27 protein-coding genes are annotated in these 26314 nt (G+C 73.7%); 17 read left to right on the forward strand and 10 right to left on the reverse strand.

The window, feature by feature from the left end; all coding sequences use genetic code 11:
* Nucleotides 1-894: 894 nt before the first annotated feature.
* On the reverse strand, nucleotides 895-2562 hold the full coding sequence (locus ACIA5A_RS26945) for a right-handed parallel beta-helix repeat-containing protein (protein ID WP_396767230.1): 1668 nt from the start codon (nucleotides 2560-2562) through the stop codon (nucleotides 895-897).
* Between the two features lie 73 nt (nucleotides 2563-2635).
* Nucleotides 2636-3598 carry a heme A synthase gene (locus tag ACIA5A_RS26950; protein ID WP_396767231.1) on the reverse strand — a complete coding sequence of 321 codons (963 nt, stop codon included), beginning with the start codon at nucleotides 3596-3598 and terminating at the stop codon, nucleotides 2636-2638.
* Nucleotides 3599-3696: 98 nt separating this feature from the next.
* Between ACIA5A_RS26950 and ACIA5A_RS26955 the strand changes: the two genes are divergently transcribed.
* From ACIA5A_RS26955 to ACIA5A_RS27005, 11 genes are all read left to right on the forward strand, one after another.
* Nucleotides 3697-4434, forward strand: coding sequence for a helix-turn-helix transcriptional regulator (locus ACIA5A_RS26955; RefSeq protein ID WP_396767232.1), 738 nt, complete (start codon nucleotides 3697-3699; stop codon nucleotides 4432-4434).
* Entirely contained in the window at nucleotides 4431-5861 is a 1431-nt protein-coding gene (gene sufB, locus ACIA5A_RS26960; protein WP_181569380.1) for a Fe-S cluster assembly protein SufB, read from the forward strand. The genes ACIA5A_RS26955 and sufB overlap by 4 nt, the downstream gene beginning before the upstream one ends.
* An 88-nt stretch (nucleotides 5862-5949) precedes the next feature.
* A complete protein-coding gene (sufD, locus tag ACIA5A_RS26965; RefSeq protein WP_396767233.1) occupies nucleotides 5950-7095 on the forward strand; it encodes a Fe-S cluster assembly protein SufD in 1146 nt (381 codons plus the stop codon).
* Entirely contained in the window at nucleotides 7095-7421 is a 327-nt protein-coding gene (locus ACIA5A_RS26970) for a non-heme iron oxygenase ferredoxin subunit (RefSeq protein ID WP_396767234.1), read from the forward strand. Before sufD ends, ACIA5A_RS26970 begins: the two co-directional genes overlap by 1 nt.
* Nucleotides 7421-8194: a Fe-S cluster assembly ATPase SufC gene (sufC, locus tag ACIA5A_RS26975; protein ID WP_091071869.1), complete on the forward strand. Its 774-nt coding sequence runs from the start codon at nucleotides 7421-7423 to the stop codon at nucleotides 8192-8194. The genes ACIA5A_RS26970 and sufC overlap by 1 nt, the downstream gene beginning before the upstream one ends.
* 6 nt (nucleotides 8195-8200) lie before the next feature.
* Nucleotides 8201-9508 carry a cysteine desulfurase gene (locus ACIA5A_RS26980; RefSeq protein ID WP_396767235.1) on the forward strand — a complete coding sequence of 436 codons (1308 nt, stop codon included), beginning with the start codon at nucleotides 8201-8203 and terminating at the stop codon, nucleotides 9506-9508.
* On the forward strand, nucleotides 9508-9981 hold the full coding sequence (gene sufU / locus ACIA5A_RS26985; RefSeq protein WP_396767236.1) for a Fe-S cluster assembly sulfur transfer protein SufU: 474 nt from the start codon (nucleotides 9508-9510) through the stop codon (nucleotides 9979-9981). The genes ACIA5A_RS26980 and sufU overlap by 1 nt, the downstream gene beginning before the upstream one ends.
* Nucleotides 9978-10379: a metal-sulfur cluster assembly factor gene (locus ACIA5A_RS26990; protein WP_396767237.1), complete on the forward strand. Its 402-nt coding sequence runs from the start codon at nucleotides 9978-9980 to the stop codon at nucleotides 10377-10379. Before sufU ends, ACIA5A_RS26990 begins: the two co-directional genes overlap by 4 nt.
* A gap of 434 nt (nucleotides 10380-10813) precedes the next feature.
* A complete protein-coding gene (locus ACIA5A_RS26995; protein WP_396767238.1) occupies nucleotides 10814-11485 on the forward strand; it encodes a LysE family transporter in 672 nt (223 codons plus the stop codon).
* A gap of 17 nt (nucleotides 11486-11502) precedes the next feature.
* Nucleotides 11503-12141 (forward strand): acVLRF1 family peptidyl-tRNA hydrolase, encoded by a 639-nt coding sequence (locus ACIA5A_RS27000; RefSeq protein WP_396767239.1) that lies wholly within the window; start codon nucleotides 11503-11505, stop codon nucleotides 12139-12141.
* 165 nt (nucleotides 12142-12306) lie between these two features.
* Entirely contained in the window at nucleotides 12307-13515 is a 1209-nt protein-coding gene (locus tag ACIA5A_RS27005) for an RCC1 domain-containing protein (RefSeq protein ID WP_396767240.1), read from the forward strand.
* Between the two features lie 77 nt (nucleotides 13516-13592).
* Here ACIA5A_RS27005 and ACIA5A_RS27010 read toward each other — a convergent pair whose 3' ends face one another.
* Nucleotides 13593-14519 carry a neutral zinc metallopeptidase gene (locus ACIA5A_RS27010; protein WP_396767264.1) on the reverse strand — a complete coding sequence of 309 codons (927 nt, stop codon included), beginning with the start codon at nucleotides 14517-14519 and terminating at the stop codon, nucleotides 13593-13595.
* Between the two features lie 247 nt (nucleotides 14520-14766).
* Here ACIA5A_RS27010 and ACIA5A_RS27015 point away from each other — a divergent pair, with 247 nt between their 5' ends.
* Nucleotides 14767-16374, forward strand: a complete 1608-nt coding sequence (locus ACIA5A_RS27015; RefSeq protein WP_396767241.1) for an ABC-F family ATP-binding cassette domain-containing protein — start codon at nucleotides 14767-14769, stop codon at nucleotides 16372-16374.
* 12 nt (nucleotides 16375-16386) lie between these two features.
* On the opposite strand, the gene ACIA5A_RS27020 is transcribed toward ACIA5A_RS27015, so the two are convergent.
* The gene (locus ACIA5A_RS27020; protein ID WP_396767242.1) at nucleotides 16387-16992 is read right to left on the reverse strand and encodes a cadmium resistance transporter; all 606 of its coding nucleotides are present in this window, start codon (nucleotides 16990-16992) and stop codon (nucleotides 16387-16389) included.
* 182 nt (nucleotides 16993-17174) lie between these two features.
* On the opposite strand from ACIA5A_RS27020, the gene ACIA5A_RS27025 reads away from it, so the two are divergent.
* The 3 genes from ACIA5A_RS27025 to ACIA5A_RS27035 all read left to right on the forward strand — a co-directional run bounded on the left by ACIA5A_RS27025 (nucleotide 17175) and on the right by ACIA5A_RS27035 (nucleotide 20314).
* A complete protein-coding gene (locus ACIA5A_RS27025; protein ID WP_007072022.1) occupies nucleotides 17175-17402 on the forward strand; it encodes a helix-turn-helix domain-containing protein in 228 nt (75 codons plus the stop codon).
* Nucleotides 17403-17448: 46 nt separating this feature from the next.
* Nucleotides 17449-18216, forward strand: a complete 768-nt coding sequence (locus ACIA5A_RS27030) for an enoyl-CoA hydratase/isomerase family protein (protein ID WP_396767243.1) — start codon at nucleotides 17449-17451, stop codon at nucleotides 18214-18216.
* A 115-nt stretch (nucleotides 18217-18331) separates the two neighbouring features.
* Nucleotides 18332-20314 (forward strand): ABC transporter ATP-binding protein, encoded by a 1983-nt coding sequence (locus ACIA5A_RS27035; RefSeq protein WP_396767265.1) that lies wholly within the window; start codon nucleotides 18332-18334, stop codon nucleotides 20312-20314.
* Here ACIA5A_RS27035 and mug read toward each other — a convergent pair.
* From mug to ACIA5A_RS27065, 6 genes are all read right to left on the reverse strand, one after another.
* The gene (gene mug, locus ACIA5A_RS27040) at nucleotides 20311-20931 is read right to left on the reverse strand and encodes a G/U mismatch-specific DNA glycosylase (protein ID WP_396767244.1); all 621 of its coding nucleotides are present in this window, start codon (nucleotides 20929-20931) and stop codon (nucleotides 20311-20313) included. The genes ACIA5A_RS27035 and mug overlap by 4 nt on opposite strands.
* Nucleotides 20932-21040: 109 nt before the next feature.
* Nucleotides 21041-21802: an SDR family oxidoreductase gene (locus ACIA5A_RS27045; protein WP_396767245.1), complete on the reverse strand. Its 762-nt coding sequence runs from the start codon at nucleotides 21800-21802 to the stop codon at nucleotides 21041-21043.
* 32 nt (nucleotides 21803-21834) lie between these two features.
* Nucleotides 21835-22281, reverse strand: coding sequence for a hypothetical protein (locus tag ACIA5A_RS27050; protein ID WP_396767246.1), 447 nt, complete (start codon nucleotides 22279-22281; stop codon nucleotides 21835-21837).
* Nucleotides 22278-23096, reverse strand: a complete 819-nt coding sequence (locus ACIA5A_RS27055) for a DUF692 domain-containing protein (RefSeq protein WP_396767247.1) — start codon at nucleotides 23094-23096, stop codon at nucleotides 22278-22280. The genes ACIA5A_RS27050 and ACIA5A_RS27055 overlap by 4 nt, the downstream gene beginning before the upstream one ends.
* Entirely contained in the window at nucleotides 23093-24016 is a 924-nt protein-coding gene (locus ACIA5A_RS27060) for a TIGR04222 domain-containing membrane protein (protein ID WP_396767248.1), read from the reverse strand. Before ACIA5A_RS27060 ends, ACIA5A_RS27055 begins: the two co-directional genes overlap by 4 nt.
* Before the next feature lie 93 nt (nucleotides 24017-24109).
* Nucleotides 24110-24682 carry a TetR/AcrR family transcriptional regulator gene (locus tag ACIA5A_RS27065; RefSeq protein ID WP_181569362.1) on the reverse strand — a complete coding sequence of 191 codons (573 nt, stop codon included), beginning with the start codon at nucleotides 24680-24682 and terminating at the stop codon, nucleotides 24110-24112.
* Nucleotides 24683-24760: 78 nt separating this feature from the next.
* Between ACIA5A_RS27065 and ACIA5A_RS27070 the strand changes: the two genes are divergently transcribed.
* Both ACIA5A_RS27070 and ACIA5A_RS27075 read left to right on the forward strand, forming a co-directional pair.
* Nucleotides 24761-25603: a carbon-nitrogen hydrolase family protein gene (locus ACIA5A_RS27070; protein ID WP_396767249.1), complete on the forward strand. Its 843-nt coding sequence runs from the start codon at nucleotides 24761-24763 to the stop codon at nucleotides 25601-25603.
* A gap of 59 nt (nucleotides 25604-25662) precedes the next feature.
* A complete protein-coding gene (locus ACIA5A_RS27075) occupies nucleotides 25663-26307 on the forward strand; it encodes an HAD family hydrolase (RefSeq protein WP_396767250.1) in 645 nt (214 codons plus the stop codon).
* The last annotated feature ends 7 nt before the right edge of the window (nucleotides 26308-26314 follow it).

Below are 26314 nucleotides of genomic sequence, written 5' to 3' on the forward strand. Positions count from 1 at the left end.
CCTGGCCCGCCCCGCGCGCCTCGCCCTGGCCCGCCCCGCGCGCCTCGCCCTGGCCCGCCCCGCGCGCCTCGCCCTGGCCCGCCCCGCGCGCCTCGCCCTGGCCCGCCCCGCGCGCCTCGCCCTGGCCCACGCGCCGTGACCGAACCCGCGCGCCCCGGCCCGGCCCGGTCGCCCCAACCCGGTCCGGCGCCGCCCGTCCCGGTCCCTGACCGCCCTGTCCCAGCGCCGACGCTCGCCACCTCGACCGCCAGAACGCCCCCGTGGCTCGCGGCGGGTGGAACACCACCCGCGTCCCGCCTCCCCAGACACCCATCGCGTTCCACCCACCGTCGGTCGACCCAGCGGGTGGAACGTCATGGGTGTCTCAGGCTCGTCCAGGCACCCATGGCGTTCCACTCGCCGTCGGTCGAGGCTGTGGGTGGAACGTCATGGGTGTCTCAGGCTCGCCCAGGCACCTATCGCGTTCCAGTCGCTGTCGGTCGGCCGGGTGGATGGAACGGCATGGGTGCGTTCCGTCCGGGCGGGCGCTCGCCGCGGTCCGGCGCGATCGGCCGACCACACGGGTGGGACGCCGCGCCGGGACGCCCCGTGTGGCGCGGGCGCCCGAGCGGACAGGCCGCGTTCTGTCCGGCATGGCCCGTGCCCGCCTCGGTGGCCCGCGCCCGCCTGGTGGCCCGCGCCCGCGCCGGTGGCTCGGGCACACCCCGCCGGCCCGTTCCGTCAGCCTGCGGGCCGGGTCACGGTTCGCCGGCCGTGCCGGGCGGTCTCGTCGCCGGCGGGTGAAGGGCAGTGGTCGGCACTCGCACAGTGATGCCGTCCAGAAGGGCGGCGGGCACGGACTGCTCGTCGACGACCGGCGCGGGCTGAGATGTCAGGTCGGACCGAGACGCCGGGTCAGTCGCGGTCGGTGTGGTTGCGGTCCCAGCGACCGCCGACCGGCGGGGTGTCCAGCCGCAGCGCTGCCGTCGACCCGGCGAGGTCGTTGTCCTCCACCGCGCACGACACGCAGCTTCCCGACTCGGTGATCCAGATCCCGTACGCCTGGGTGTCGGCCTCCCGGTGCCAGATCCGGTTGGCCCTGACGGTGGCCGAGTCGAACGGGGCCGCGACGGTGATCCCGGCGCTGGCCGCCGGCCCGTCCGGCAACTCGTACGCCGAGCCGGGCTCCGGGATCGCCTCGTTCCAGGCGGTGGCGCCGTCCGGGCGTACCTCGGCCAGGGTGAGCCGGTCGTCGGTGTTGTCGGCGACCGTGGCGTTCCGGGTGCCGACCCGGACGACCTTGCCCCGGTGCCCGCCGGCCGGCCAGTGCGCCGCGCCGTCGGTGACCTCGCGCGGGCCGTAGCGCACCGCGTCGCCGGCGCCCCGGTGGGCCGGCGCGGAGCGTAGTCCGTTGTCACGGATCCGGTTGCCCACGATCGACGCGTCCAGCATCGGCCTGTCGATCCGGATTCCGTCCAGCGCGTTCTCCCGGATGTCGTTGTCCTGGATCACCACGTCGGCCGCCGCGCCCCGGTAGCCGTGGCCGAGGTCGTGCTCGTGGTAGCCGTATCCGCCGTTGCGGCTGATCCGGTTGTTCTGCACCGCGTACGGGCCGGGGGTGTTGCCCATGCTGATCCCGTCGCCGACGTTGCAGTCGATCACGTTGCCGGTGAGCAGCCCGCCGCGTCCGGCGACCCCGGCGGTGCCGTTGGCCGACACGTCGAAGCCGGCCTCCAGGTTGTTGGTCATGGTGCAGCCGGAGACGATCAACCCGTCCGCGCCCCAGTCCGAGATGCCGAACCGGTTGGCCTGGCTGTGGCAGCCGATGATGCGGATGCCGCGCGTCGGGGGCCAGTAGTCCTTCTGCAGCTCCAGGAAGATCCCGTTGGTGCCGTTGCCGACGGTGGTGCAGTTGGCGATGGTGAGGCGCTCCACGTCGCCCCAGCCGCCGATGCCGACGCCGATCCCGGCGCCGCCCATCTGCTGGCCGTTGTCCAGCCGGCCGCAGCCGACCACGACCACGCCGTCGATCAGGCTGTCCTGGAGGAAGTCGCAGCCGAGGCCGGTCGCGCCGGTGTGGTGGATGTAGAGGTTGCGGAACACGCCCCGGACCACGTACTGCAGGCCGAGCCCTTTGGCCAGGTAGTCGTACTCGGCCTGGCCGACGCCGGAGCCGTCGATCTCGAAGTCGGCGAACGTGCAGTCGGCGATGTGCCGGTCCCGGTCCGCGCCGTGCTGCACGGTGGTCCAGTAGGCCAGCGGCACCGGGTCGGCGCGGTTGCCCTCGTTGCTGAGCAGGAACCGGGTCGCGGCCGGGCCGGCGCCGATCAGCGAGACGCCGCTGCGCCACACCGTGCCGGCGTCGCGGATCGAGTAGAGGCCGGGCGGGCAGTGGATGACCCGGGCCCGCCCGTCCGCGTCGTAGCCGGCGCCCAGGCGGTCCACCAGCGCGGCCAGCGCCGGTTGGTCGTTCGTCACGCCGTCGCCGGTGAGGCCGTGCTCACGGGCGTCGCACCAGAGCGGCGCGCCGGCCACCGGCGTCAGCCGCTGCGGCGTGGTCGTGGCAAGGCCCCTGCGCGACACCGGCGGCTCCCCTCGGGCGTACGGTCCGTCGTCCGGCCCGCATTCCCGCTCCCGGTGCGCGGTAACGCCCGGCTCAGGCGGTGGCGCCCACCGGTTCGGTGGCGGGCGCGGCCGGGGCCGGCGGGGCGGCCGGGAGGCGCTCGCGGGTGGCCCGGAGCACGCCCAGCGTGGCCAGCAGCACCAGGCAGGAGCCGAGCATGTGCGCGGCGACGAGCGCCGCCGGCAGGTGGGTGAAATACTGGACGAAGCCGATCAGGCCCTGGCCCAGCTCGACCGCGAGCAGCACCCCGGCGGCCCGGACGGCGCGCCGGGCGCCCACCGCGCGGAACGCGAAGAGCAGCGCCACCGAGAGGCCGAGCAGCAGGAAGACGCCGTCCGCGTGCACCTGGGAGATCGACTCCGGATCCAGGCCGTTGCGGGCCGCGCCCTGGTCGCCGGCGTGCGGGCCGCTGCCGGTCACCCAGGTGCCGACCACCAGCACCGCGGCGCCGACCACGACGGTGATCCAGGCGAGGGTACGCAGCGGCGCCGGCACGGTCGCCCGGACCGGCCCGTCCGGTTCGACGGTGCGCAGCCAGAGCGCGTACGCGACCGCGATCACCACCATCGAGGCGAGGAAGTGCAGCCCGACCACCCACGGGTTGAGGTTGGTGAGCACGGTGATCCCGCCGAGGACCGCCTGCGCCGGGATGCCGAGCAGCACGCCCACGGCGAGCGGCAGCAGCCCTCGCCGGCGCGGGCGCTGGGCCAGCACGGCCAGCACCACGGCCAGCGCGATGATCCCCACCGCGAAGGTGAGCAGCCGGTTGCCGAACTCGATCACCCCGTGCACGCCCATCTCGGACGTGGTGGTGTAGGACTCGTCGGTGCAGCGGGGCCAGGTGGGGCAGCCGAGGCCGGAGGCGGTGAGCCGGACGGCCCCGCCGGTGACCACGATCGCCACGTTCGCGATGATCGAGGTGAGCGCGAGGCGGCGCAGCAGCGTGGGGGAGACCGGGAACCGGACGGAACGCTTCACGGAGCGAATCCTACGCACCGTAGTTGATCCCGATCGGGTGACTCGGCCGACCCGGTGGTCGGGATCACCGGACCCCGGGTTTGCGGGCCCCGCGCGAATTACGTAACGTTGCTGTTGTGAAAAACGCGGCAGCGCTGTCCGAAGGGTCGGTGACCAGTACGGTCGCCGGCGCGACGGCGTCCGCCGACCTGTCGACCCGGGACCGGGTCACGCAGCTTCTGCTGGAGCGGGGCGCCACCACCGCCGCGCAGCTCGGCTCCGCGCTCGGCCTCAGTCCGGCCGCGATCCGCCGGCACCTCGACGCGATGCTCGCCGAGGGTGACGTGCTCGCCCGCGAGCAGACCGTGCGGGGCAGCCGCGGGCGGGGCCGGCCGGCCAAGGTCTTCGTGCTGACCGAGGCGGCCCGGGTGCGCTGCGGCACCCACCACTACGACAACATGGCCACCGCCGCGCTGCGGTGGATCGCCCGCACCGGCGGGGCGGAGGCGGTCGCGGCGTTCGCGGCCGACCAGGTCGCCGCGCTGGAGCACCGCTGCCGGGCCGCCATGGAGGACGCCGGTGACGCCCCGATCGCGCGGGCCGAGGCGCTCGCCGGGGCGCTCACCGCCGAGGGTTACGCTGCCAACGCGTCCACGATCGCCTCCGGCGGCCAGCTCTGCCAGCACCACTGCCCGGTGGCGCACGTGGCCGCCGAGTTTCCCCAGCTGTGCGAGGCCGAGACCGCGGTGATCTCCCGCCTGGTCGGCACCCACGTGCAGCGCTTGGCCACCATCGCGCACGGCGACGGCGTGTGCACCACGCACATTCCCGCCCAGTCCGGTTCCACCGTCTCCACTGTGAGGACAGATAGATGACCGAGCAGATCGTCCAGCCCCTGACCCAGGAGGAGCAGCTCGCCGCCCTCGGTCGTTACGAGTACGGCTGGGCCGACCCCGACGTCGCCGGGGCCGCCGCCCAGCGTGGTCTGAACGAGGCGGTGGTGCGGGACATCTCGGCCAAGAAGAACGAGCCGGCCTGGATGCTCGACCTGCGCCTGAAGGGCCTGCGGCTGTTCGGCCGCAAGCCGATGCCGGCCTGGGGCGCCGACCTCACCGGGATCGACTTCGACAACATCAAGTACTTCGTCCGGTCCACCGAGAAGCAGGCCACCAGCTGGGAGGACCTGCCGGAGGACATCAAGAACACCTACGACCGGCTGGGCATCCCGGAGGCGGAGAAGCAGCGGCTGGTCGCCGGCGTCGCGGCGCAGTACGAGTCCGAGGTCGTCTACCACAAGATCCGTGAGGACCTCGAGGAGCAGGGCGTCGTCTTCCTCGACACCGACACCGCGCTGCGCGAGCACGAGGACATCTTCAAGGAGTACTTCGGCACGGTGATCCCGGTCGGCGACAACAAGTTCGCCGCGCTGAACACCTCCGTCTGGTCCGGTGGCTCGTTCATCTACGTGCCGAAGGGCGTGCACGTGGAGATCCCGCTGCAGGCCTACTTCCGGATCAACACGGAGAACATGGGCCAGTTCGAGCGGACGCTGATCATCGTCGACGAGGGCGCGTACGTGCACTACGTCGAGGGCTGCACCGCGCCGCTCTACTCCTCCGACTCGCTGCACAGCGCGGTCGTGGAGATCATCGTCAAGAAGAACGCGCGCTGCCGCTACACGACCATCCAGAACTGGTCGAACAACGTCTACAACCTGGTGACCAAGCGCGCCGTGTGCCACGAGGGCGCGACCATGGAGTGGGTCGACGGCAACATCGGCTCCAAGGTCACCATGAAGTACCCGGCGGTCTACATGACCGGCGAGCACGCCAAGGGCGAGGTGCTCTCGGTGGCCATGGCCGGCGAGGGCCAGCACCAGGACGCCGGCGCCAAGATGGTGCACGCCGCGCCGCACACCTCCTCCACCATCGTGTCGAAGTCGATCGCCCGGGGCGGCGGCCGCACCTCCTACCGCGGTCTGGTGCAGGTGCTGGAGGGTTCGCACAGCAGCCGCAGCACGGTCAAGTGCGACGCGCTGCTTGTCGACACCATCTCCCGCTCCGACACCTACCCGTACGTCGACATCCGCGAGGACGACGTGTCGATGGGGCACGAGGCGACCGTCTCCAAGATCAGTGACGACCAGCTCTTCTACCTGATGAGCCGGGGCCTGAGCGAGGACGAGGCGATGGCGATGATCGTCCGCGGCTTCATCGAGCCGATCGCCAAGGAGCTCCCGATGGAGTACGCGCTGGAGCTCAACCGCCTGATCGAGCTGCAGATGGAGGGCGCGGTCGGCTGACGCCGCCGCTCCCGCGCGGCGGGCCGGAAACCCGGCCCGCCGCGTCAGCAAGACCACGTCGTCACGAACCAGACAGACCAAGGAAGAGATGACTACCCAGGCTTCCGCGCCGCCCACGACCAAGTCGCAGGCGCTCCGCTCGTACGAGGTCGCCGACTTCCCCGCCCTGACCGGGCTGGAGGAGGAGTGGCGGTTCACCCCGCTCAAGCGCCTGCGTGGCCTGACGGGTGACGGCTCCGCCGCGCCGCGCGGCGCGGTCCGGCACGAGCACGGCGACCTGCCGGAGGGCGTCACCGTCGAGCGGATCGGCTCCGACGACCCGCGCGTGGGCAGCGTGCTCACCCCGTTCGACCGGGTCAGCGCGCTGGCCTACGGCGGGGCCGACGGCGCGCTGCTGGTGCAGGTCGCCCGGGACGCCGTGGTGGACGCGCCGGTGCGCCTGCGGGCGGTCGGCGAGGACGCCGGGGCGCTCGCGTTCGGCCACACGTTCGTCGAGGTGGGCCGGTTCGCCGAGGTGACCGTGGTGCTGGAGCACGTCGGCTCGGCCACGCTCGCCGACAACGTCGAGGTGGCGGTGGCCGACGGCGCGAAGCTGACCCTGGTCACGGTCGCCGACTGGGCCGACGACGCGGTGCAGGCGCAGCACCTGAAGGTGAAGCTGGGCCGCGACGCCAAGGTCGTGCATGTGCAGGTGAGCCTCGGCGGCGACCTGGTCCGGCAGAACACCACAGTGGAATACACCCAGCGCGGCGGCGAGGCCGAGCTGTACGGCCTCTACTTCGCCGACTCCGGTCAGCACCTGGAGCACCGGCAGCTCGTCGACCACACCGTGCCGGACTGCCGCAGCAACGTCGGCTACCGCGGCGCGTTGCAGGGCGACGACGCGCACACCGTCTGGGTCGGCGACGTGCTGATCCGGGCCGAGGCGACCGGCACCGACACGTACGAGATCAACCGGAACCTGCTGCTCAGCGACGGCGCCCGGGCCGACTCGGTGCCGAACCTGGAGATCGAGACCGGCGAGATCGCCGGTGCCGGGCACGCCAGCGCGACCGGCCGGTTCGACGACGAGCAGCTCTTCTACCTGATGGCCCGGGGCATCCCGGAGGGCGAGGCCCGACGTCTGGTGGTGCGCGGCTTCTTCGCCGAGCTGATCAACAAGATCCCGGTCGAGGACCTGCGTGAGCGGCTCGGCGACGCGATCGAGGCGCGCCTCACCAAGGCCGGCGCCTGATGATCAGGATCTGTTCCGCCGAGGACGTGCCGAAGGGCGCCGCGATCAGCGCCGACGTGGACGGCGTGCAGGTGGCCGTCGTGCACGGCGACGACGACGCGTTCTACGCCGTCCGCGACGAGTGCTCGCACGCCGCCGTGGCGCTCTCCGAGGGCGAGGTCGAGGGCTGCACGCTGGAATGCTGGCTGCACGGATCCCGTTTCGACCTGCGTACCGGTGAGCCGACCGGGCTGCCCGCGACCGAACCCGTACCCGTCTACCCCGTCGAAGTCCGCGACGGCGAGATCTACGTCAGCATGACGCCGAGCAATGGAGTGACGCGATAATGAGCACCCTGGAGATCCGCGACCTGAAGGTGTCGGTCAAGCTGCCCGAGGGTGAGCTCAAGCCGATCCTGCACGGGGTCGACCTGACCGTGCGCTCCGGTGAGACGCACGCGATCATGGGCCCGAACGGCTCCGGCAAGTCGACGCTTGCCTACTCGATCGCCGGCCACCCCAAGTACGAGATCACCGGCGGCGAGGTGACCCTCGACGGCGAGGACGTGCTCTCCATGTCCGTCGACGAGCGCGCCCGCGCCGGTCTCTTCCTGGCCATGCAGTACCCGGTCGAGGTCCCCGGCGTGTCGGTGGCCAACTTCCTGCGGACCGCCAAGACCGCCATCGACGGCGAGGCGCCGAAGCTGCGCACCTGGGCCGGCGAGCTGCGCGGGGCCATGGAGAAGCTCCAGATGGACCCGGCGTTCGCCCAGCGCAACGTCAACGAGGGCTTCTCCGGCGGTGAGAAGAAGCGGCACGAGATCGTCCAGCTGGAGCTGCTCAAGCCGAAGATCGCCATCCTCGACGAGACCGACTCCGGCCTCGACGTGGACGCGCTGCGCGTGGTCAGCGAGGGCGTCAACCGGGTGCGCGACACCGGCGACACCGGGATGCTGCTGATCACCCACTACACCCGGATCCTGCGCTACATCAAGCCGGACTTCGTGCACGTCTTCGTGGCCGGGCGGATCGTCGAGCAGGGCGGCCGCGAGCTGGCCGACAAGCTCGAGGAAGAGGGCTACGAGCGGTACGTGGCCGGGGCCGGCGCGGCGCGGGCCTGACCTGACATGACCTCCTCCATCGCGATCCCGGCCGGCATGCCGCAGTACGACGACGTGCCGCGGTTCGACGTGGCGGCGGTGCGGGCCGACTTCCCGATCCTGGACCGGGAGGTCAACGGTCACCCGCTCGTCTACCTGGACAGCGCGAACACCTCGCACAAGCCGCGGCAGGTGCTGGACGCGCTCACCGAGCACTACGCGAGGCACAACGCCAACGTGTCGCGCTCGGTGCACACGCTGGGCACCGAGGCGACCGAGGCGTACGAGGGGGCACGGGCGAAGATCGCCGCGTTCGTCAACGCGCCGAGCGTGGACGAGGTGGTGTTCACCAAGAACTCCACCGAGGCGATCAACGTGGTGGCGTACGCGTTCTCGAACGCCTCGCTGCGCGCGGACGGTGACGAGCGGTTCCGGCTCGGCCCCGGCGACGAGATCGTGATCTCCGAGATGGAGCACCACTCGAACATCGTCCCGTGGCAGTTGCTCGCCGAGCGCACCGGCGCGACGCTGCGCTGGTTCCCGGTCACCGACGGCGGCCGGCTCGACGAGTCGGGGCTGGACGACCTGGTCACCGAGCGCACCAAGATCGTGTCGCTGGTGCACACGTCGAACATCCTCGGCACGGTCAACGCCACCGGCCGGATCACCGAGCGGGTCCGCCAGGTCGGCGCGCTGCTGCTGCTCGACTGCTCCCAGTCGGTGCCGCACCAGCCGATCGACGTGGTCGACCTGGACGCCGACTTCATCGTCTTCACCGGCCACAAGATGTGCGGCCCGACCGGCATCGGCGTGCTGTGGGGGCGGGGCGAGCTGCTCGCCGCGATGCCGCCGGTGCTGGGCGGCGGCTCGATGATCGAGACGGTGACGATGGCCCGCACCACGTTCGCCGCGCCGCCGGCCCGCTTCGAGGCGGGCACGCCGCCGATCGCCGAGGCGGTCGCGCTCGGCGCGGCGGTGGACTACCTCACCGGCGTCGGGACGCGGGCGATCCAGTGGCACGAGAAGGAGCTGACGGCATACGCGCTGGACGCCCTCGCCACCGTGCCGGGCCTGCGCGTGTTCGGCCCGTCCGTGCCTGTGGGCCGGGGCGGCACGATCTCGTTCGCCCTCGGCGACGTGCACCCGCACGACGTCGGGCAGGTGCTCGACTCGCTCGGCGTGCAGGTCCGGGTGGGGCACCACTGCGCCAAGCCGGTGTGCGCCCGCTTCGGGGTGCCGGCGATGACGCGCGCGTCGTTCTACCTCTACACCACCACCGCGGAGATCGACGCCCTGGTGGCGGGCCTGGAGCAGGTGCGGAAGGTGTTCGCGTGATGCAGCTCGAATCTCTCTACCAGGAGATCATCCTGGATCACTACAAGCACCCGCACGGCCGCGGCCTGCGGGACGCGGCGGAACCGGACGCCCGGGTCGGCGAGGCGCACCACGTCAACCCGACCTGCGGCGACGAGATCACCGTGCGGGTGGCGACCGACGGCACCGTGTTCACCGACATCTCGTACGACGGGATGGGCTGCTCGATCAGCCAGGCGTCGGCGAGCATCCTGCACGAGCTGCTGCGGGGTCGGGACGCGGGCGACGCCACCGTGGTGCACGAGGCGTTCGTCGAGTTGATGTCCGGGCGTGGCCAGGTCACGCCGGACGAGGACGTACTCGGAGACGGGGTGGCGTTCGCGGGTGTCGCGCGCTACCCGGCCCGGGTCAAGTGCGCGCTGTTGTCGTGGATGGCGTTCAAGGACGCCGCGGCACGCGCCGGGGTGGGCGTGAGCCCGGAGGTGAAGGCATGAGCGACGACGAGACCACCACGACGCCGGAGACCGGCGCGGTGGCGACCGACAGCCCGGCCACGCCGGCCGGCGGCAAGGCCCGCCTCGCCGACATCGAGGAGGCGATGAAGGACGTCGTCGACCCCGAGCTGGGCATCAACGTGGTCGACCTGGGTCTGGTGTACGGCGTGCACGTGGACGACGAGAACGTCGCCACGCTGGACATGACGCTGACCTCGGCGGCCTGCCCGCTGACCGACGTGATCGAGGACCAGGCCCGGCAGGCGCTGACCACCGGTCCGGGCGGCGGCCTGGTGAACGACATCCGGATCAACTGGGTCTGGCTGCCGCCGTGGGGCCCCGACAAGATCACCGACGAGGGGCGCGACCAGCTCCGCTCGCTCGGCTTCAACGTCTGACCGGTTCCCCGGTCACCGCTCGCGGGCGCGTCACCCCTTTCGGGGGTGGCGCGCCCGAGTCGTTGCCTGCCCACCTGGTCTCCGCCCGCCCCGCCTCGTTCCACCCGCGCCGGGTCTACGTCGTCATGCGCGACTCCGGCCCGTCCGGTGCCGATGGTCAGCTCGACCAGGACCGCCAGTCGACCGGAAATGAGAGCGAGCGTCCACGGAGCGGGACGCCTGGAGATCTTGGTAAAAACTGGCCCCTCCAGGGGCCTTTTCGTTCCAAGATCTCCTCCGACGCGGGCGGACCGAAATCGGGTGGCGGGGCGGGGGAGCGGGTCGCAGGATGAGCGGGTGATCGAGGCGTACCCGAAGCAGGCTCCTGTCCGTGCGGCCACCGCCGCGCGTCGACAGCGCGCCCTGCCGGCCGCCTCGACCCGTCGTCCGCCGTCGTGACCGGCGCGTTCCTCGCCGGCCTGGTCGCCGGCTACGGCGTCGCGGTCCCGGTGGGCGCGATCGCGGTCCTCATCCTCGGGTTGAGCGCGCGCCACGGCTTCCGGGTCGGCGCCGCCGCGGCGCTGGCCGTGGCCACCGCCGACGGGCTCTACGCCGCGCTCGCCGCGCTCGGCGGCGCCGGGCTGGCCCGGCTCCTCGCCCCGGTCGCCGGGCCGCTGCGGGTGGTCGCCGCGCTGGTCCTGCTCGGCATCGCCGCGCACGGCCTGTGGCGGGCCTGGTCCGGTCGACGGGCACGGGAGGTCACCGACGCGCCGGCCGGGCGCGGGCCGCACACCGAGGTCACCGAGGCGTCGGCCGGCCACGGGCTGCACACGCCGGCCCGGGCGTACCTAGCGCTGCTCGGCCTGACCCTGCTCAACCCGGCGACGGTGCTCTACTTCGCCGCGTTGGTGCTCGGCCGCCGCGACGCCGCCGACCCGGACCCGGCGGCCGCCGCGTCGTTCGTGACCGGCGCGTTCCTGGCCTCGGCGAGTTGGCAGCTGGTGGTGGCGGGCGGCGGCTCGGTGGTCGGCCGGGCGCTGTCCGGTCCGCGGGGGCGGCTGGTCACCGGCGTGGTGTCCAGCGCGCTTGTCGCCGGTCTCGCGGCGGTCACCCTGCTGTCCGGTTGACCGCGTACCGTCGTGCCATGAGCAGCCGACCCGCAGCCGGGGGCGGCCGGTGGGTCGAGGTCGACCCGGCCCGCGTGGTGCGCTGGGTCGAGGGCTTCGCCGACCGGCACGGCCCGCCCACCGTCACCGCCCTGGGGTACGGTCTGCTGCTCACCGCCCCGGACGGCGCCACCGCCGAGTTGCACACGCCGCCCGGCGCGCGCCCCGCGCCGGACGTGCCGGCGTTCGCCGGGGTGGCCGCCGCGCCCCGCCGGCTCGGCCTGCTGCTGGCCCGCAAGGGCGCGGTGGCGGTCGGGGTGGCCGACGGCACCGAGCTGGTGACGTCCAAGGTGGACACCCGGTACGTACAGGGGCGCACCGCCGCGGGCGGCTGGTCGCAGCAGCGGTTCGCCCGGCGGCGCGACAACCAGGCGAGGGCGGCCCTGGGCGACGCGGCAGACCTCGCCGTACGCCTGCTGTTGCCGGCGGCCGGCACGCTCGCGGCGCTGGTCTGCGGCGGGGACCGGCGGGCGGTGGACACGGTGCTCGCCGACCGGCGGCTGGCGCCGCTCGCGGCGCTGCGCGCCGAGCGCCTGCTGGACGTGCCGGAACCGCGGCACGCGGTGCTGGTGGCGGCGGTCGCCGAGGCCCGGGCGGTCCACATCCTGGTCCGCTGAACCGGAAAGATCATATCAAGCCGGTCAATCTCTCTCGCCGTCGGTGCATCGAGCGAAACCGATCTCTATGGTTGGTGCCACGAAGTGGTGGGTCTCCGGGCGACCCACCGGGGCAGCTTCGCCTCCGCCATCCGTGCAGCGACATCGTTGGGAGAGAACAATTTCATGAGCGGACATCAGGACGGCCGGCCCGGGGCCCGGTGGCGCCGTGCGACCAGGCGGCTCGCCGCCGCGGCGGCCTTCTGCGCCGGCAGCGTCGTGCTCACCGCGGCGGTGACGGCCGGCCCGGCGACGGCGGGTACGGCCGAACGGGCCGCGCTGGCGGCCCCGGCGGTCAGCAGCGTCACCACCGGCGGCGCGCACACGTGCGCGATCCCCACCGACGGGGCGCTCTGGTGCTGGGGCTCCAACTACGGCGGCCAACTCGGTGACGGCACCACCACGAACCGGAGCACCCCGGCGCGCGTCGGCACCGCCACCTGGGCGTCGGTCGACGGCGGCTCCGGGCACACCTGCGCGATCCGGACCGACGGGACGCTGTGGTGCTGGGGCTCGAACTTCCGGGGCCAGCTCGGTGACGGCAGCACCACGAGCCGCAGCGTGCCGGTGCAGGTCGGGACCGCCACCACCTGGGCCCGGGTCAGCGCCGGCCCGTCGCACACCTGCGGGGTGCGCACCGACGGCACGCTCTGGTGCTGGGGCTTCAACCGGACCTCGCAGCTCGGCGTCGGCGCCTCGCCGTACGTCGCGACCACCCCGCTGCAGGTCGGCACCGCGACCACCTGGGCGAGCGTGTCGACAGGCTTCGCGCACACCTGCGGCATCCGCACCGACGGCACGTTGTGGTGCTGGGGGCTCAGTTCGGACGGGCAGCTCGGTCTCGGCACCCTGGGTTCGCAGACCACCCCGGCACAGGTCGGCACCGCGACCACCTGGTCGAGCGTCGCGGCCGGCTACGCGCACACCTGCGGGGTCCGCTCCGGCGCGCTGTGGTGCTGGGGGGAGAACGGCTACGGGCAGCTCGGCGTGGGCGGCAACTACCAGGCCGCGCCGGTCCAGGTCGGCACCGGTACGACCTGGAGCCGGGTCGACGCGAGCAGCGACACGTCCTGCGCGTCGCGCACCGACGGCAGCCTGTGGTGCTGGGGCAAGAACGGCTCCGGGCAGGTGGGTGACGGCACCACCACGCACCGGTCCGCGCCGACCCGCGTCGGCACCGAGACGACCTGGACCGCCGGCGTGGCCGTCGCCGATCACGGCTGCGCGATCCGCACCGACGGCGGCCTGTGGTGCTGGGGCGACAACAGCGGTGGGCAGTTGGGCGACGGCAGCACCGTCCAGCGGTCCACCCCGGCGCAGGTGCCCCTGCCCTGACGCGGTCGGGCCGCCGGCCGCGCCGCTGGAACGTCCCAGCGGCGCGGGCCGGCGGCCCGGGTGGCGTCGCGCGGGTCCTACTGGCCGGCGCCGAAGGTGTCGCAGGCCTTCGGGTCGCCGGTGGAGTAGCCCTTGGTGAACCACTGCTTGCGCTGCTCGGAGCTGCCGTGGGTGAACTCGTCCGGGTTGACCGGCCGGCCGGAGCGCTTCTGGATGGCGTCGTCGCCGATCTTCTCGGCGGTGTCGATCGCCTGCTGGATGTCCTGGTCGGTGATGCTCTTGAAGATCTTCTGCCCCTTCTCGTCGGCGGTCCCGGTGGCGTTCTTGGCCCACGCGCCGGCGTAGCAGTCGGCCTGCAGCTCCAGCTTGACCGAGAGCGCGTTGGCGTTCTGCGGGTCGCGCTGCTGCTGGCGGCGCATCTCCGCCTCGGTGCCGAGCAGGTCCTGCACGTGGTGGCCGTACTCGTGCGCCAGCACGTACGGCTGGGCGAACTCGCCCTCGGCGCCGAGCTGGTCGGCGAGCAGCCGGTAGAACGTGAGGTCGATGTAGACCAGGTCGTCGGCCGGGCAGTAGAACGGTCCGACCCCGGAGTCGGCCGCGCCGCAGCCGGTGTTGACGTTCTGGCTGAAGAACACCGTCTTGGACGGCTGGTACTGCTCGCCGAAGACCTCCGGCATGGCGGTGCGCCAGTATGCCTGGATCGAGTTGACGTAGAGGGTGTTGCGGCAGTCGAGCTGCTTCAGCGCGTCCTGCGCCGAGCACTTCTGCTCCAGGGAGGTGTTGTCGCCCTGCTCGGATCCGCCACCGCCGCCGTTGGTGGCCGCGTTGAGGCCGAAGCCGCCACCGACCAGGGCGACGAGCACGGCGATGATGATGCTCACGAGCCCGCCCCGGCCCCCGCCGCCGCCCGGGATGGGGATGCCCATCCCGCCTCCTCCGCCGCCGGACCCTCGCCGGTCGTCCACCTGGCTGGTGTCGACCCGCGCGTTCTCGTTCAGCTCCATGTTGACCCCGATCACCGATGTGTCCGTGTGTGATGGTTGCGGTACCGGACCGGGTCCGGACGGCGCATTCGGTACCCGATGATCTTGTCTGGTAATCCGGCGGGAGCGACGCGGCGCGCCCGGTACACTTGGTCCGTGCTGCGCTGCGAAGGCTGAACGGCCCCGCGCCGACGGGAGATGACGACCCGCCGGCGCTTTCGCGTGCCCTGAGTCAGCCCTTCCGGACCCCGAGAGCGAGTACTCCGAAATGATCACTGCCACCGGCCTGGAACTGCGCGCCGGTTCCCGGATCCTGCTGTCCGACACCACCCTGCGGGTGCAGCCGGGGGACCGGATCGGTCTGGTCGGCCGCAACGGCGCCGGCAAGACCACCACCCTGAAGGTGCTCGCCGGCGAGGGCCAGCCGTACGCCGGGCAGATCGACAGGCGCAGCGCCATCGGCTACCTGCCGCAGGACCCGCGGACCGGCGACCTGGACGTCACCGGGCGGGACCGGGTGCTCTCCGCGCGTGGGCTGGACGTGCTCATGGCGGGGATGAAGGAGCTGGAGGACAAGCTCGCCGAGGGCGCCGACGACGAGAAACTGGTCCGCCGCTACGGCGCGCTGGAGGACCAGTTCGCCTCGCTCGGCGGCTACGCGGCCGAGGCCGAGGCGGCCCGGATCTGCGCCAACCTCGGGCTGCCCGACCGCGCGCTGGCACAGACCATCGGCACGCTCTCCGGCGGCCAGCGCCGCCGCATCGAGCTGGCCCGGATCCTGTTCCGCGACGCGGGCGAGAACGGCGGCGGCATCCTGCTGCTCGACGAGCCCACCAACCACCTCGACGCCGACTCGATCACCTGGCTGCGCGGCTTCCTCGCCAACCACAAGGGCGGCCTGATCGTGATCTCCCACGACGGGTCGCTGCTGGAGGCCGTGGTCAACAAGGTGTGGTTCCTGGACGCCACCCGGTCCGTGGTCGACACCTACAACCTCGGCTGGAAGGCCTACCTTGAGGCGCGCGAGACCGACGAGCGGCGTCGTCGCCGCGAGCGGGCCAACGCCGAGAAGAAGGCCGGCGCGCTGATGGCCCAGGCGGACAAGATGCGGGCCAAGGCCACCAAGACCGTCGCCGCCCAGAACATGGCCCGCCGGGCCGAGAAGCTGATCTCCGGGCTGGAAGAGGTGCGCCACGCGGACAAGGTGGCCAAGGTCCGGTTCCCCAACCCGGCACCGTGCGGCAAGACCCCGCTGACCGCCGCCGGCCTGTCCAAGTCGTACGGGTCGCTGGAGATCTTCACCGACGTGAACGTCGCGGTGGACCGCGGCTCCCGGGTGGCCATCCTCGGCCTCAACGGCGCCGGCAAGACCACCCTGCTGCGGATGCTCGGCGGCCTGCTGGAGCCGGACACCGGCGAGGTGCGCCCCGGGCACGGCCTGCGGCTCGGCTACTACGCCCAGGAGCACGAGACGCTTGACGTGGACCGCACCATCCTGGAGCACATGCGCAGCGCCGCGTCGGACCAGACCGACACCGACCTGCGCAAGATCCTCGGCGCGTTCCTCTTCTCCGGCGAGGACGTGGACAAGCCGGCCGGCGTGCTCTCCGGCGGCGAGAAGACCCGGCTGGCGCTGGCCACGCTGGTCTGCTCGGGCGCCAACGTGCTGCTGCTGGACGAGCCCACGAACAACCTCGACCCGGTCAGCCGGGAGCAGGTGCTCGACGCGATCGCCCGCTATCCCGGCGCGATCGTGCTGGTCACCCACGACCCGGGCGCGGTGACCGCGCTCAAGCCCGACCGCGCCATCCTGCTGCCCGACGGCGACGAGGACGCGTGGTCCGACGACCTCCTCGAACTGGTCGAGCTGGCCTGACCTCGGGTCGGGTCAGTGGAGGAGCCCGGCCAGGCGGGGGAGGACGCCGGAGGTGAGCAGGATGGTCGCGCCGATGGCGATGAAGATCGCCGGGACCAGCCAGTGGCCGGCACGGCCGACCAGCGCCACCACCCGGGGGTGGCCGCCCAGCGCGGCGGCGACCGCGCACCAGACGGCCACCAGGGCGGCGAAGACAAGCAGCCAGACCAGCCCGGTGGCCGGGTCGAGGGTGCGGAAGACCGGCACGTAGACGGCGATGTTGTCGGCGCCGTTGGCCACCGTCACCCCGGCGACGCCGAGCAGGGTGCCGACCACCGCCGGCGGCTCGTCGTCCCCGGCGTCCCGGGTGAGCAGCGCCCGGACGCCGAGCGCGACCGGCAGCAGCCCCAGCAGGCCGGGCCACGGGTCGGGCACCACCAGCAGGCCGGCGGCGGCGACCACCGCGACGGCGACGAGCGCGCCGATGCCCGCGTACTGACCGGCGACGATCTGCCACGGCCGGGGCCGGCCGCTGCGCCGGGCGGCCACGAACAGCACGGTGAGCACGACGACGTCGTCGAGGTTGGTCGCGGCGAACACGCCGGCGGCGGCCGCCGCGGCCGCGATCAGGTCGGTCACCGGGGGCACGATACGACCCCCGCGGTACGGATCCGGCGGTCGGGAGGATCACTCTATCGGGAAGCTGACATTGCGTAGCGTGTCGGTTGGCGAATAGTTGATATCTGGCGCATGATCGTCCGAGGCGGTCTAATAGGTGGGACCGTATCCGAACCGCACAGTCTGGGACGTGAGGAATCAGCATGGCAGCCACCGGCACAGCCACCAGCACTGAGAAGGGTCGCCGGATCGTCGGGGCCGAGCGTCAGACGCTCGCCAAAGACCTGGTAAAGCGGTACACCGGGGGTGAGAGCATCCGCGCGCTGGCGGCCTCGACCGGCCGTTCCTACGGATTCATCCACCGGGTGCTCACCGAGTCCGGGGTGCAGCTGCGGCAGCGCGGCGGCGCCCGGCGCCGCAAGAAGGCGTGACCCGCCCCCCAGCGTCGTCCATCAGCGTCGCGCTCCGGGCGGTCCGGTGACCGCCGAGACCACCGGAGTTCGACTCGACTGCGACGGGCCGGTCGCGACGGTGACGTTGTGCCGGCCCGACGTGCTCAACGCCCAGACCCCGGCGATGTGGCGCGCCATGAGCGACTTCTCGCGGGACCTGCCCGGTGACGTCCGGGTCGTCGTCGTACGCGGCGAGGGGCGGTCCTTCTCCGCGGGCCTGGACCTGGCGTTCGCCGGCGCGTCCGGGCCGGGCTCCTTCGCCGAGCTGGCCACGCTCCCGGAGAGCGAGTGCGCCGACCGGATCGCCGAATATCAGGCCGGCTTCACCTGGCTGCACCGGCCGGACGTCATCTCGATCGCCGCGGTGCGGGGGCACGCGATCGGCGCCGGCTTCCAGCTCGCCCTCGCCTGCGACATGCGCGTGCTCGCCGCCGACGCCAAGCTCTCGATGGCCGAGGTGACCCTCGGCCTGGTCCCCGACCTGGCCGGCACGCGCCGCCTGGTGGACCTGGTCGGCTACTCCCGGGCCCTGGAGATCTGTGCCACCGGTCGCCGGATGGACGCCGCCGAGGCGGACCGGATCGGCCTGGCCACCCTGGTGGTGCCGAACGACGAGCTGGACGGCGCGGTGCGGGACCTGTCCGCCGGGCTGCTGGCCAACAACCGGGACGCGGTCGTGGAGATCAAGGCGCTGCTCGCCGGCGCGGCCGGCCGCTCGCCCGCCGAGCAGCAGCGGGCCGAGCGGGAGGCGCAGACCCGGCGGATCCGGGACCTGGCCGGCCGAGGCGAATAGTAAGGACCGTTCGGGAAGAACCGGGTTACTCGCGAGGTTGTCACAGGCGTCGGGAGAATTGACCCCGACGGTTTCGGCCTGCCCGACGATCCGGAGGTGACGAGTGTCCAGCCACATGGCCGGCGGCGGCATGGGCGGCTGGAGCATGCTCCGGTCGCTGCGCAACCGCGACGAGGTCTCCGCCCACCGGCTCAAGCGCGGCACCGCCCGGCGGATCGTCGCGTTCGCCCAGCCCTACCGGCGCGACATCGTCGTCTTCCTGCTCACCGTCATCGTGGCCGCGGTGATCGGCGTGGCCACCCCGCTGCTCGCCGGTGACGTGATCGACGCGATCGCCGGCGGCGGTCCGGACGCGCGCGAGACGGTGGTCCGGCTCGCCCTGGTCATCGCCGCGCTGGCCGTGGCCGACGCGCTGTTCTCACTGGCCCAGCGGTGGTATTCGGCCCGCATCGGCGAGGGCATCATCCTCGACCTGCGCACCCGGGTCTACGACCACGTCCAGCGGATGCCGCTGCAGTTCTTCACCCGCACCCAGACCGGCGCGCTGGTCAGCCGGCTCAACAACGACGTGCTCGGCGCCCAGCGCGCGTTCACCTCCACGCTGTCCGGGGTGGTCAGCAACGTCATCCAGCTCGTGCTCACCGCCGGGGCGATGCTGGTGCTGTCCTGGCAGATCACCGTGCTGGCGCTGGTGCTGCTGCCGATCTTCATCATCCCGGCCCGCCGGGTGGGCAAGCGGCTGGCCGAGATCACCCGCGAGTCCTACAACCTCGACGCCAAGATGAACGCCACCATGACCGAGCGGTTCAACGTCTCGGGCGCGTTGCTGGTCAAGCTCTTCGGCGCGCCCGAGGTCGAGGCGAGCCGGTTCGCCGGCCGGGCCGAACGGGTCCGTGACATCGGCATCCAGTCCGCGATGTACTCCCGCACCTTCTTCGTGGCGATGCTGCTGGTCGCCTCGCTGGCCCAGGCGCTCACCTACGGGCTGGGCGGCTGGCTCGCGGTCGCCGGCGCGGTCAGCGCGGGCACCGTGGTCAAGCTGGCGCTGCTGCTCACCCGCCTCTACGGTCCGCTCACCGCGCTCTCCAACGTCCGGGTCGACGTGATGAGCGCGCTGGTCTCCTTCGACCGGGTCTTCGAGGTGCTCGACCTGCGCCCCGGCATCGAGGAGAAGCCCGACGCCGTGCCGGTGCCCCGCGGCAGCGGCCGGGTCGAGTTCCGCGACGTGCGCTTCCGCTACCCGAGCGCCGCCGAGGTGTCGCTGGCCTCCCTCGAAGAGGTCGCCACGCTCGACCGCACGGTCAACGAGCCGGTGCTCAAGGGCGTCTCGTTCGGCGTCGAGCCGGGGCAGATGGTGGCCCTGGTCGGCCCGTCCGGCGCCGGCAAGTCGACGCTGTCCATGCTGATCTCCCGGATCTACGACGTGAGCGACGGCCAGGTGCTGGTCGGCGGCGTCGACGTGCGCGACGCGACGCTCGCCTCGCTGCGCGACGAGATCGGCGTGGTCACCCAGGACTCGCACCTGTTCCACGAGACGATCCGGGAGAACCTCCGCTACGCCAAGCCCGACGCCACCGACGACGAGATCTGGGCCGCGCTGGCCGGCGCGCAGGTCGCCGACCTGGTCCGCGCCACGCCCGATGGGCTCGACACCACCGTCGGGGAGCGCGGCTACCGCTTCTCCGGCGGCGAGAAGCAGCGCATCGCGATCGCCCGGCTGCTGCTCAAGGCCCCGTCGATCGTGATCCTCGACGAGGCCACCGCGCACCTCGACTCGGAGAGCGAGGCGGCGGTGCAGCGGGCGCTGGCGGTGGCGCTGACCGGGCGCACCGCGCTGGTGATCGCGCACCGGCTCTCCACCGTGCGCGACGCCGACCAGATCCTGGTGCTCGACGAGGGGCGGATCGTCGAGCGGGGCCGGCACGACGAGCTGGTGGCCGTCGGCGGTCTCTACGCCGAGCTCTACCGCACCCAGTTCGCGGTCGCCGACTCCCCGGCGCCCCACGCCGGTCCGGAGCAGCCCGAGCCGGTGGTGACCACGGTGCCGATGGGCACCTACGTCGCGCAGGAGGTGATGCCGCCGGCGGCGGCCAACTAGTCGCCGCTGACCGCCGCGTGCAGCTCGCCGAAGGCGGCGCCCAACGTCTCCGGGGTGAAGTGCGCGTTCAGCCCGCTCGGGTTGGGCAGCACCCAGAGCCGGGCCGGGCCGAGGTGCTCCGGCTGCGGCCCGAAGCCGGCCTTCGGCCGGACGAAACCGATCCGGTAGGCGGTCACCCCGACCACCGCCACCCAGCGCGGCCGGTGCCGGTCCACCTTCGCGGTCAGCAGGCGCGCGCCGTCGACCAGCTCGGCGGCGGTCAGTTCGTCGGCGCGGGCGCTGGCCCGGGCCACCATGTTGGTGATGCCCAGCCCGAGCGCGGGCAGTTGGTCCTGCTCGCTGGGGTGCAGCAGCCGCGGGGTGAACCCGCCGCGGTGCAGCGCCGGCCAGAACCGGTTGCCGGGGCGGGCGAAGTGCCAGCCGGTGGCCGCCGACCACAGGCCCGGGTTGATGCCGACGAAGAGCACGTCCAGCCCGGGCGCGATCACGTCCGGCAGCAGCCGGTCGGCCGCGGCGGCGAGCTGCTCCCGGCTGGGCCGGGGATGCCGGCGGGCCGGCGTGCCCGGGCCGGGTGCGGCCTCGGGCCGCCCGCGCGCGGGTCGGCGCCTGTCGTTCATCGTTCCCCCAGCCCGCCGGCGCGTGCCGCGTCGACGACCGGCGACCCCACCGCGGGCTGCGACCCGGCCGAGGGCGTCACCGCCTGCCCGGAGCGCACCACGACCGCCGTCACAGGCCGCGCAACGCGCCGCCGTCGACCGGCACGGTGATCCCGGTGACGTAGCCGGCGGCGGGGGAGAGCAGGAACGCGGCCACCCGACCGAACTCGGCCGGGTCGCCGATGCGGCCCAGCGGGATGGCCGCCTCGGCCTCCGCGAGGGCCCGGTCGGCGTCGCCGGAGGCGGCCAGCAGCTCCCGGTTGCGGTCGGTCATGATCCGCCCGGGCAGCAGGCTCAGCACCCGGACGCCGCGTGGCCCGTACTCGTCGGCCAGGTCCTTCGCCACGCCGGCCAGGCCGGGTCGCAGACCGTTGGAGATGCCGAGGCCGGCCAGCGGCGCGCGCGCCGAGGTGGACAGCACCAGGGCGATCGCGCCGCCGTCGGTGAGCGCGCCGGCCACCGTGCGGGCGATGCGGACGCTGCCCAGGAAGACCGTCTCGAACGACTCCCGCCACTGCGCGTCGGTGACCTCGGCGGCGGTGCCCCGGGGCGGGCCGCCGACCGAGACCAGCGCGCCGTCGAGCCGGCCGAAGTGCTCCCGCGCCGCCGCGACGAGGCGGTCCGGGGTGCCGGGGTCGGCGAGGTCGGCGGTCAGCCCGATGACCCGCTCCGGGTCGCCGAGCGCCTCGACGGCCGCGGCCACCCGTTCCGGGGCGCGGGCGGAGATCACCACCCGGGCGCCGTCCGCGACGAGCTGCTCGGCGGTGGCGAAGCCGAGGCCGCCGGAGGCGCCGGTGAGCACGTACACCCGGTCGGCGAGTCCGAGATCCATACGCCCGATCCTGCCGTATCGGGCGGAACCTGTCAGCGCGGGGCGGGCCGCAGCAGGCGTACCCGACCGGCGAGCTGGACCGCGACGGCGCCGCCGACGCGGGCGAACGCCGGCCGGCGGCGGGGCCGGGGCGCGACGCGGCCGTCGTAGCGGCTCGCGGCCTCGCGCACGGCCAGCTCCTCGGCGCCCAGCGGCGGCAGCGTCCCCTCCGCGCGCAGCGCGCGGGCCAGGTCCCAGCCGTCGCGCAGCGAGCCGCCCGTGGGGCGCCCGTCCGCCCAGGCGGTGAACGCCCCCGGCCAGTCGGCGCCGAGGCCGGCGGCGAGCAGGGGCCAGTGCCGGGCCACGTCGCCGGCCCGCTTGCGCAGCAGCGCGCGGCGGGCGGCGTCGACCGGGGCCGGCGCGAAGCCGGGCGGCAGCGGCCCGCCGGCCACCAGCGCCGCGACCAGCTCGGCCTGCCGGGCCGCCAGGTCGCCGCTCACGTGACCACCGGGTAGCCGGACGCTGCGGCGAGGGCGTCAAGCTCGCCGCGCAGCTCGGCGGCGGGCGGGTAGTGCCCGTCGCGCTCCAGCAACAGCGCCGGCGGGCGGTGCCTGTCGCAGAGCCCGCGGACCAGGTCGAGCACCTCGGCGGGCACCGGATCGGTGTGCGTGTCGTGGTAGAAGCCGCCGGCCTCGGCGCCGCCGGCCACGTGGACGTAGGCGACGCGCTCCAGCGGCAGCCGATCCAGCAGCGCGGCCGGGTCGCCGCCCCGGTTGCGGGCATTGGCGTGCACGTTCGCCACGTCGAGCAGCAGCAGCGCCCCGGTGGCGTCGAGGATCTCGGTGAGGAAGTCGGCCTCGTCCAGCTCGTCGTCGGGCCAGTCGAACAGCGCCGCGATCGGCTCCAGCGCCAGCGGCACCGGCAGCTCCGCCTGCGCCCGCCGCACGTTCGCCACCACCGCCGCCACCGCCTCCCGGCTGCGCGGCAGCGGCAGCAGGTGCCCGGCCTCCAGCCCGCCGGCCCGCACGAACGCGATGTGCTCGCTGACCAGCGGCGCCGCCAGCGCCTCGGCCACCCCGGCCAGGTGCGCCACCCGGTGCCTGTCGACCGGCTCCGCGCCGCCGAGCGACAGCCGCACCCCGTGGGGTACGACGGTGACGCCGCGTTCGCGCAGCTCGGCCAGGCCCTCGGGCAGCGGCCCGTCCGGGGCCACCCCCTCGGCGACCACCTCGACGAAGCGCAGCCCCGGCAGCCCGGCCACGAAGCCGGCGATCTCGGGACGCCAGCCGATGCCGACGCCGGACGGGCCGGTCATCCGCCGCACCCGCCGCCGCCCCCGCACCCGCCGCCACCGCCGCAGGAGCTGCCGCCGCCGCACGAGGAACCGCCCCCGGAGCAGGAGCTGCCGCCGCCGCACGAGGTGCCGGAGCTGCCGGCGGTGCCCATGGCCTGACGCTGGATCTCGGCCTGCTCGGCGAAGCCGGGGTCCATGGTCCAGAGCGTGGCGGTGCCGAACAGCGCGACACCCAGCGCCGCGTCCGACGGGCCGTAGGTGGCGTAGGCCGGTGCGGCGGCGGGACGCAGCCATGCGTGCCGGCGGCGCAGGTCGCGCAGCGCGGCGGTGGCCGCCCGGGTGCGCCAGGGCACGCGGTTGAGCAGCAGGAACGCGACGAAGAGCGGGAACAGGGCGAGCAGCAGGAAGGCGGCCGGCCGGCCGTGGGAGATGCCGACGAAGGCCCGCACCACGCCGATCGCGAGCAGCGCGCCGACGAGCAGGGCACCACGCTTCAGCGTGCGGCGCCGCTCCTGGTCCAGGGCGAGGCCGCGGCGGACCAGCCCGTCGCGCAGCTCGTCGAGGGCGCGGCGGACCCACTCGTCGCGGGCCAGCTCGCGGGAGCGCAGGCCGCGGCTGGCGGCGTGGTGCACGGCCTGGTCGAGCGGGGTCACCCCGGCCGGCAGCGGCCCGCCGGGGGCCAGTCGCCGGTCCGGGTGCACGCCAACCGCGCCGGCCCGGCGCAGCCCGCCGAGCGAGGTCCAGACCGCGAGCTGGTCGCCCCCGTTGAGGTACGCGACCTGCTGCGGACCGAGCGCGGCGTGGTCGGTGACGGCGGTGCCGGCGAGCGCGCGGAACCGGTACACCGCCGCGCCGACGACCAGGACGACTGCCGCGACAAGGTACCAGCGCAGGAAGACGGGGCCGGGGATGCCCCAGGTGTCGGCCGCGAGGACGGTCATGGGCTGCTCCTGTCGGGAGGGGTGTCGCGGCCCATTGTGGAGCAGGCGCGCCAGCGTTGATCTCCCCGGTGGAGGCAGTTACCGGACCGAGACTCAGTGCCGGCGGACAGCCTCCTCGACCAGGTCGAGCACGCGGGTCAGGTCGCCCGCCGGCCGGCCCATGGCCAGGTGCAGCACCAGCCCGTCGTACGCCAGCTCCAGGAACTGGGCGAGCACGTCGATCGGTACGTCGTCGCGGAGCACGCCCGCCTCGCGCTGGCGGAGCAGGCGCTCGCGGGTCGCCTCGGCGATGGCCGCCGAGCGTTCGGACCAGCGCTTGGCGAACGCCGGGTCGGTGCGCAGCCGGCGGGAGACCTCCAACTGGCTGCCGAGCCAGCCGGTGGTGTCCGGGGAGACGGCACGGGCCAGCAGGTCCCGCATCACCTGGACCAGGCCGTTGCGGGCGACGGTCTCGACCATCGCGGCGGCGTCGTCCTCGGCGACGGCGAGGAAGAGCGAGTCCTTGTCCCGGAAGTGGTGGAAGATCGCGCCCCGGGAGAGGCCGGTGGCCTCCTCCAGCCGTCGCACGGTGGCGCCCTCGTAGCCGTGCCGGGCGAAACACGCCCGGGCCGCGGTGAGGATCTCCTGCCGGCGCGCGTCGAGCTGGTCCTGACTTACTCTGGGCACGTCACGATCGTCGCAGGTGAGCAGGGCCGATGCAAACCGTACGTACGGCTTGCGAGGGTGGTTCGCTACGATCCGGGCGTGTCCCTCCCCACCACCCCGCTGACCGTCGCCGCCGTGCAGGCCGAGCCGGTGCCCGGCGACGTCGCCGGCAACGCCCACACCGCCGCCCGCCTCGTCGGCCGGGCCGCCGGCGCCCGCGTGGTGGTGCTGCCCGAGCTGTTCCTGCCGGCGTACCACCCGCCGACGTTGGGCGCCGACCCGACCGGGACGGACGTCGCCGCCGACCCCGACGGGCGGGTCGACGACGCGAGGCTGGACCCGTTGCGTGCCGCCGCCCGCGACGCCGGGGCCGCGGTGGTCGTCGGCGCGGCGGTCCGCCACCCCGACCGGCGGCGCACCATCTCCTCGCTCGTCGTCGACCCGGCCGGCACGGTCACCGCCGCGTACGACAAGCAGCAGCTCTGGGGCGGCGAACGGGAACTGTTCGACGCCGGCCGGCGCGGCGCCACGCTGGTCGTCGATGAGTGGCGGTTCGGCCTCGGCATCTGTTACGACGGCTGCTTTCCCGAGCACGGCCGGGCGGCGGCGGCCGACGGCGCGCACGGCTACCTCTGCCCCAGCGGCTACCTGACCGGCTCGGCGCACCGCCGGGACCTCTACTACGCCGCTCGCGCGCTGGACAACACCATGTTCGTGGTGTTCGCCAACGCGGTCGACGGCGCCGATCCCTGGCGGTTCAACGGCGGCGCGGCGGTCTACGACCCGGAGGGCCGACCGCTGGCGCGGGGCGCGGACACCGGCGAGGACGTGCTGGTGGCGACGCTGGACCCGAGCGTGCTGGCGGCCACCCGGGCCGCGCACACCATGCTGCTCGACCGGCTGCCCGACGCCGGTGCGGCCCGCGCCACGCTCGTCGCCTGAGCGCGAGGGGGGGACCCTCGGCCCTGCCGGTGCTCCGGCCGTTCCCGTAGGGTGCTCAGGTGCCGTTGCTCCTGCTCGCTCTGGACGACACCCTGCTGGACCGCGACGGGCCGTTCCGCGCCTGGGGAGCACGCTTCCTGGAGAGCGTCGGCGCGCCGCCCGTCGACCTCGACTGGCTCGTCTCCGTCGACGCCGACGGGCTGACCAACCGCTGGGACGTGGCCGACGCCATCCGCGACCGCTACGGCCTGCGCATCCCCTCGATCGACCTGGTCGACGAGCTGCACGACGGCGTGGTGGCGCACATGCGGCTCGATCCGCTCGTGGCGTGCGCGTTGCGGATCGCCGCCGACGCCGGCTGGGTGCCGGTCGTGGTCACCAACGGCGCGGCGCGCCAACAGGACACCAAGATCCGCAGCACCGGCCTGGACCGGTACGTCGCCGACTGGGTGATCTCCGAGGAAGCAGGCGTCAGCAAGCCCAACCCGCGGATCTTCGCGCTCGCCGCCCAGCGGGCCCGGATGCCGTTGCGCGGCGCGTGGGTGGTCGGCGACAGCCCGGAGGCGGACATCGGCGGCGCGACGGCGGTGGGCCTGCCCAGCGTCTGGCTGCACCGGGGGCGCCGCTGGTCGGATCCCCGGTTCGCGCCGACCCGGGTCGAGGACGGGGTGATCCCGGCCGTGGCCGCCGTGCTGGCCGGCTGAGCGGAAA

The sequence above is a fragment of the Micromonospora sp. NPDC051300 genome (assembly GCF_044455315.1).
Classification (GTDB): domain Bacteria; phylum Actinomycetota; class Actinomycetes; order Mycobacteriales; family Micromonosporaceae; genus Micromonospora; species Micromonospora robiginosa.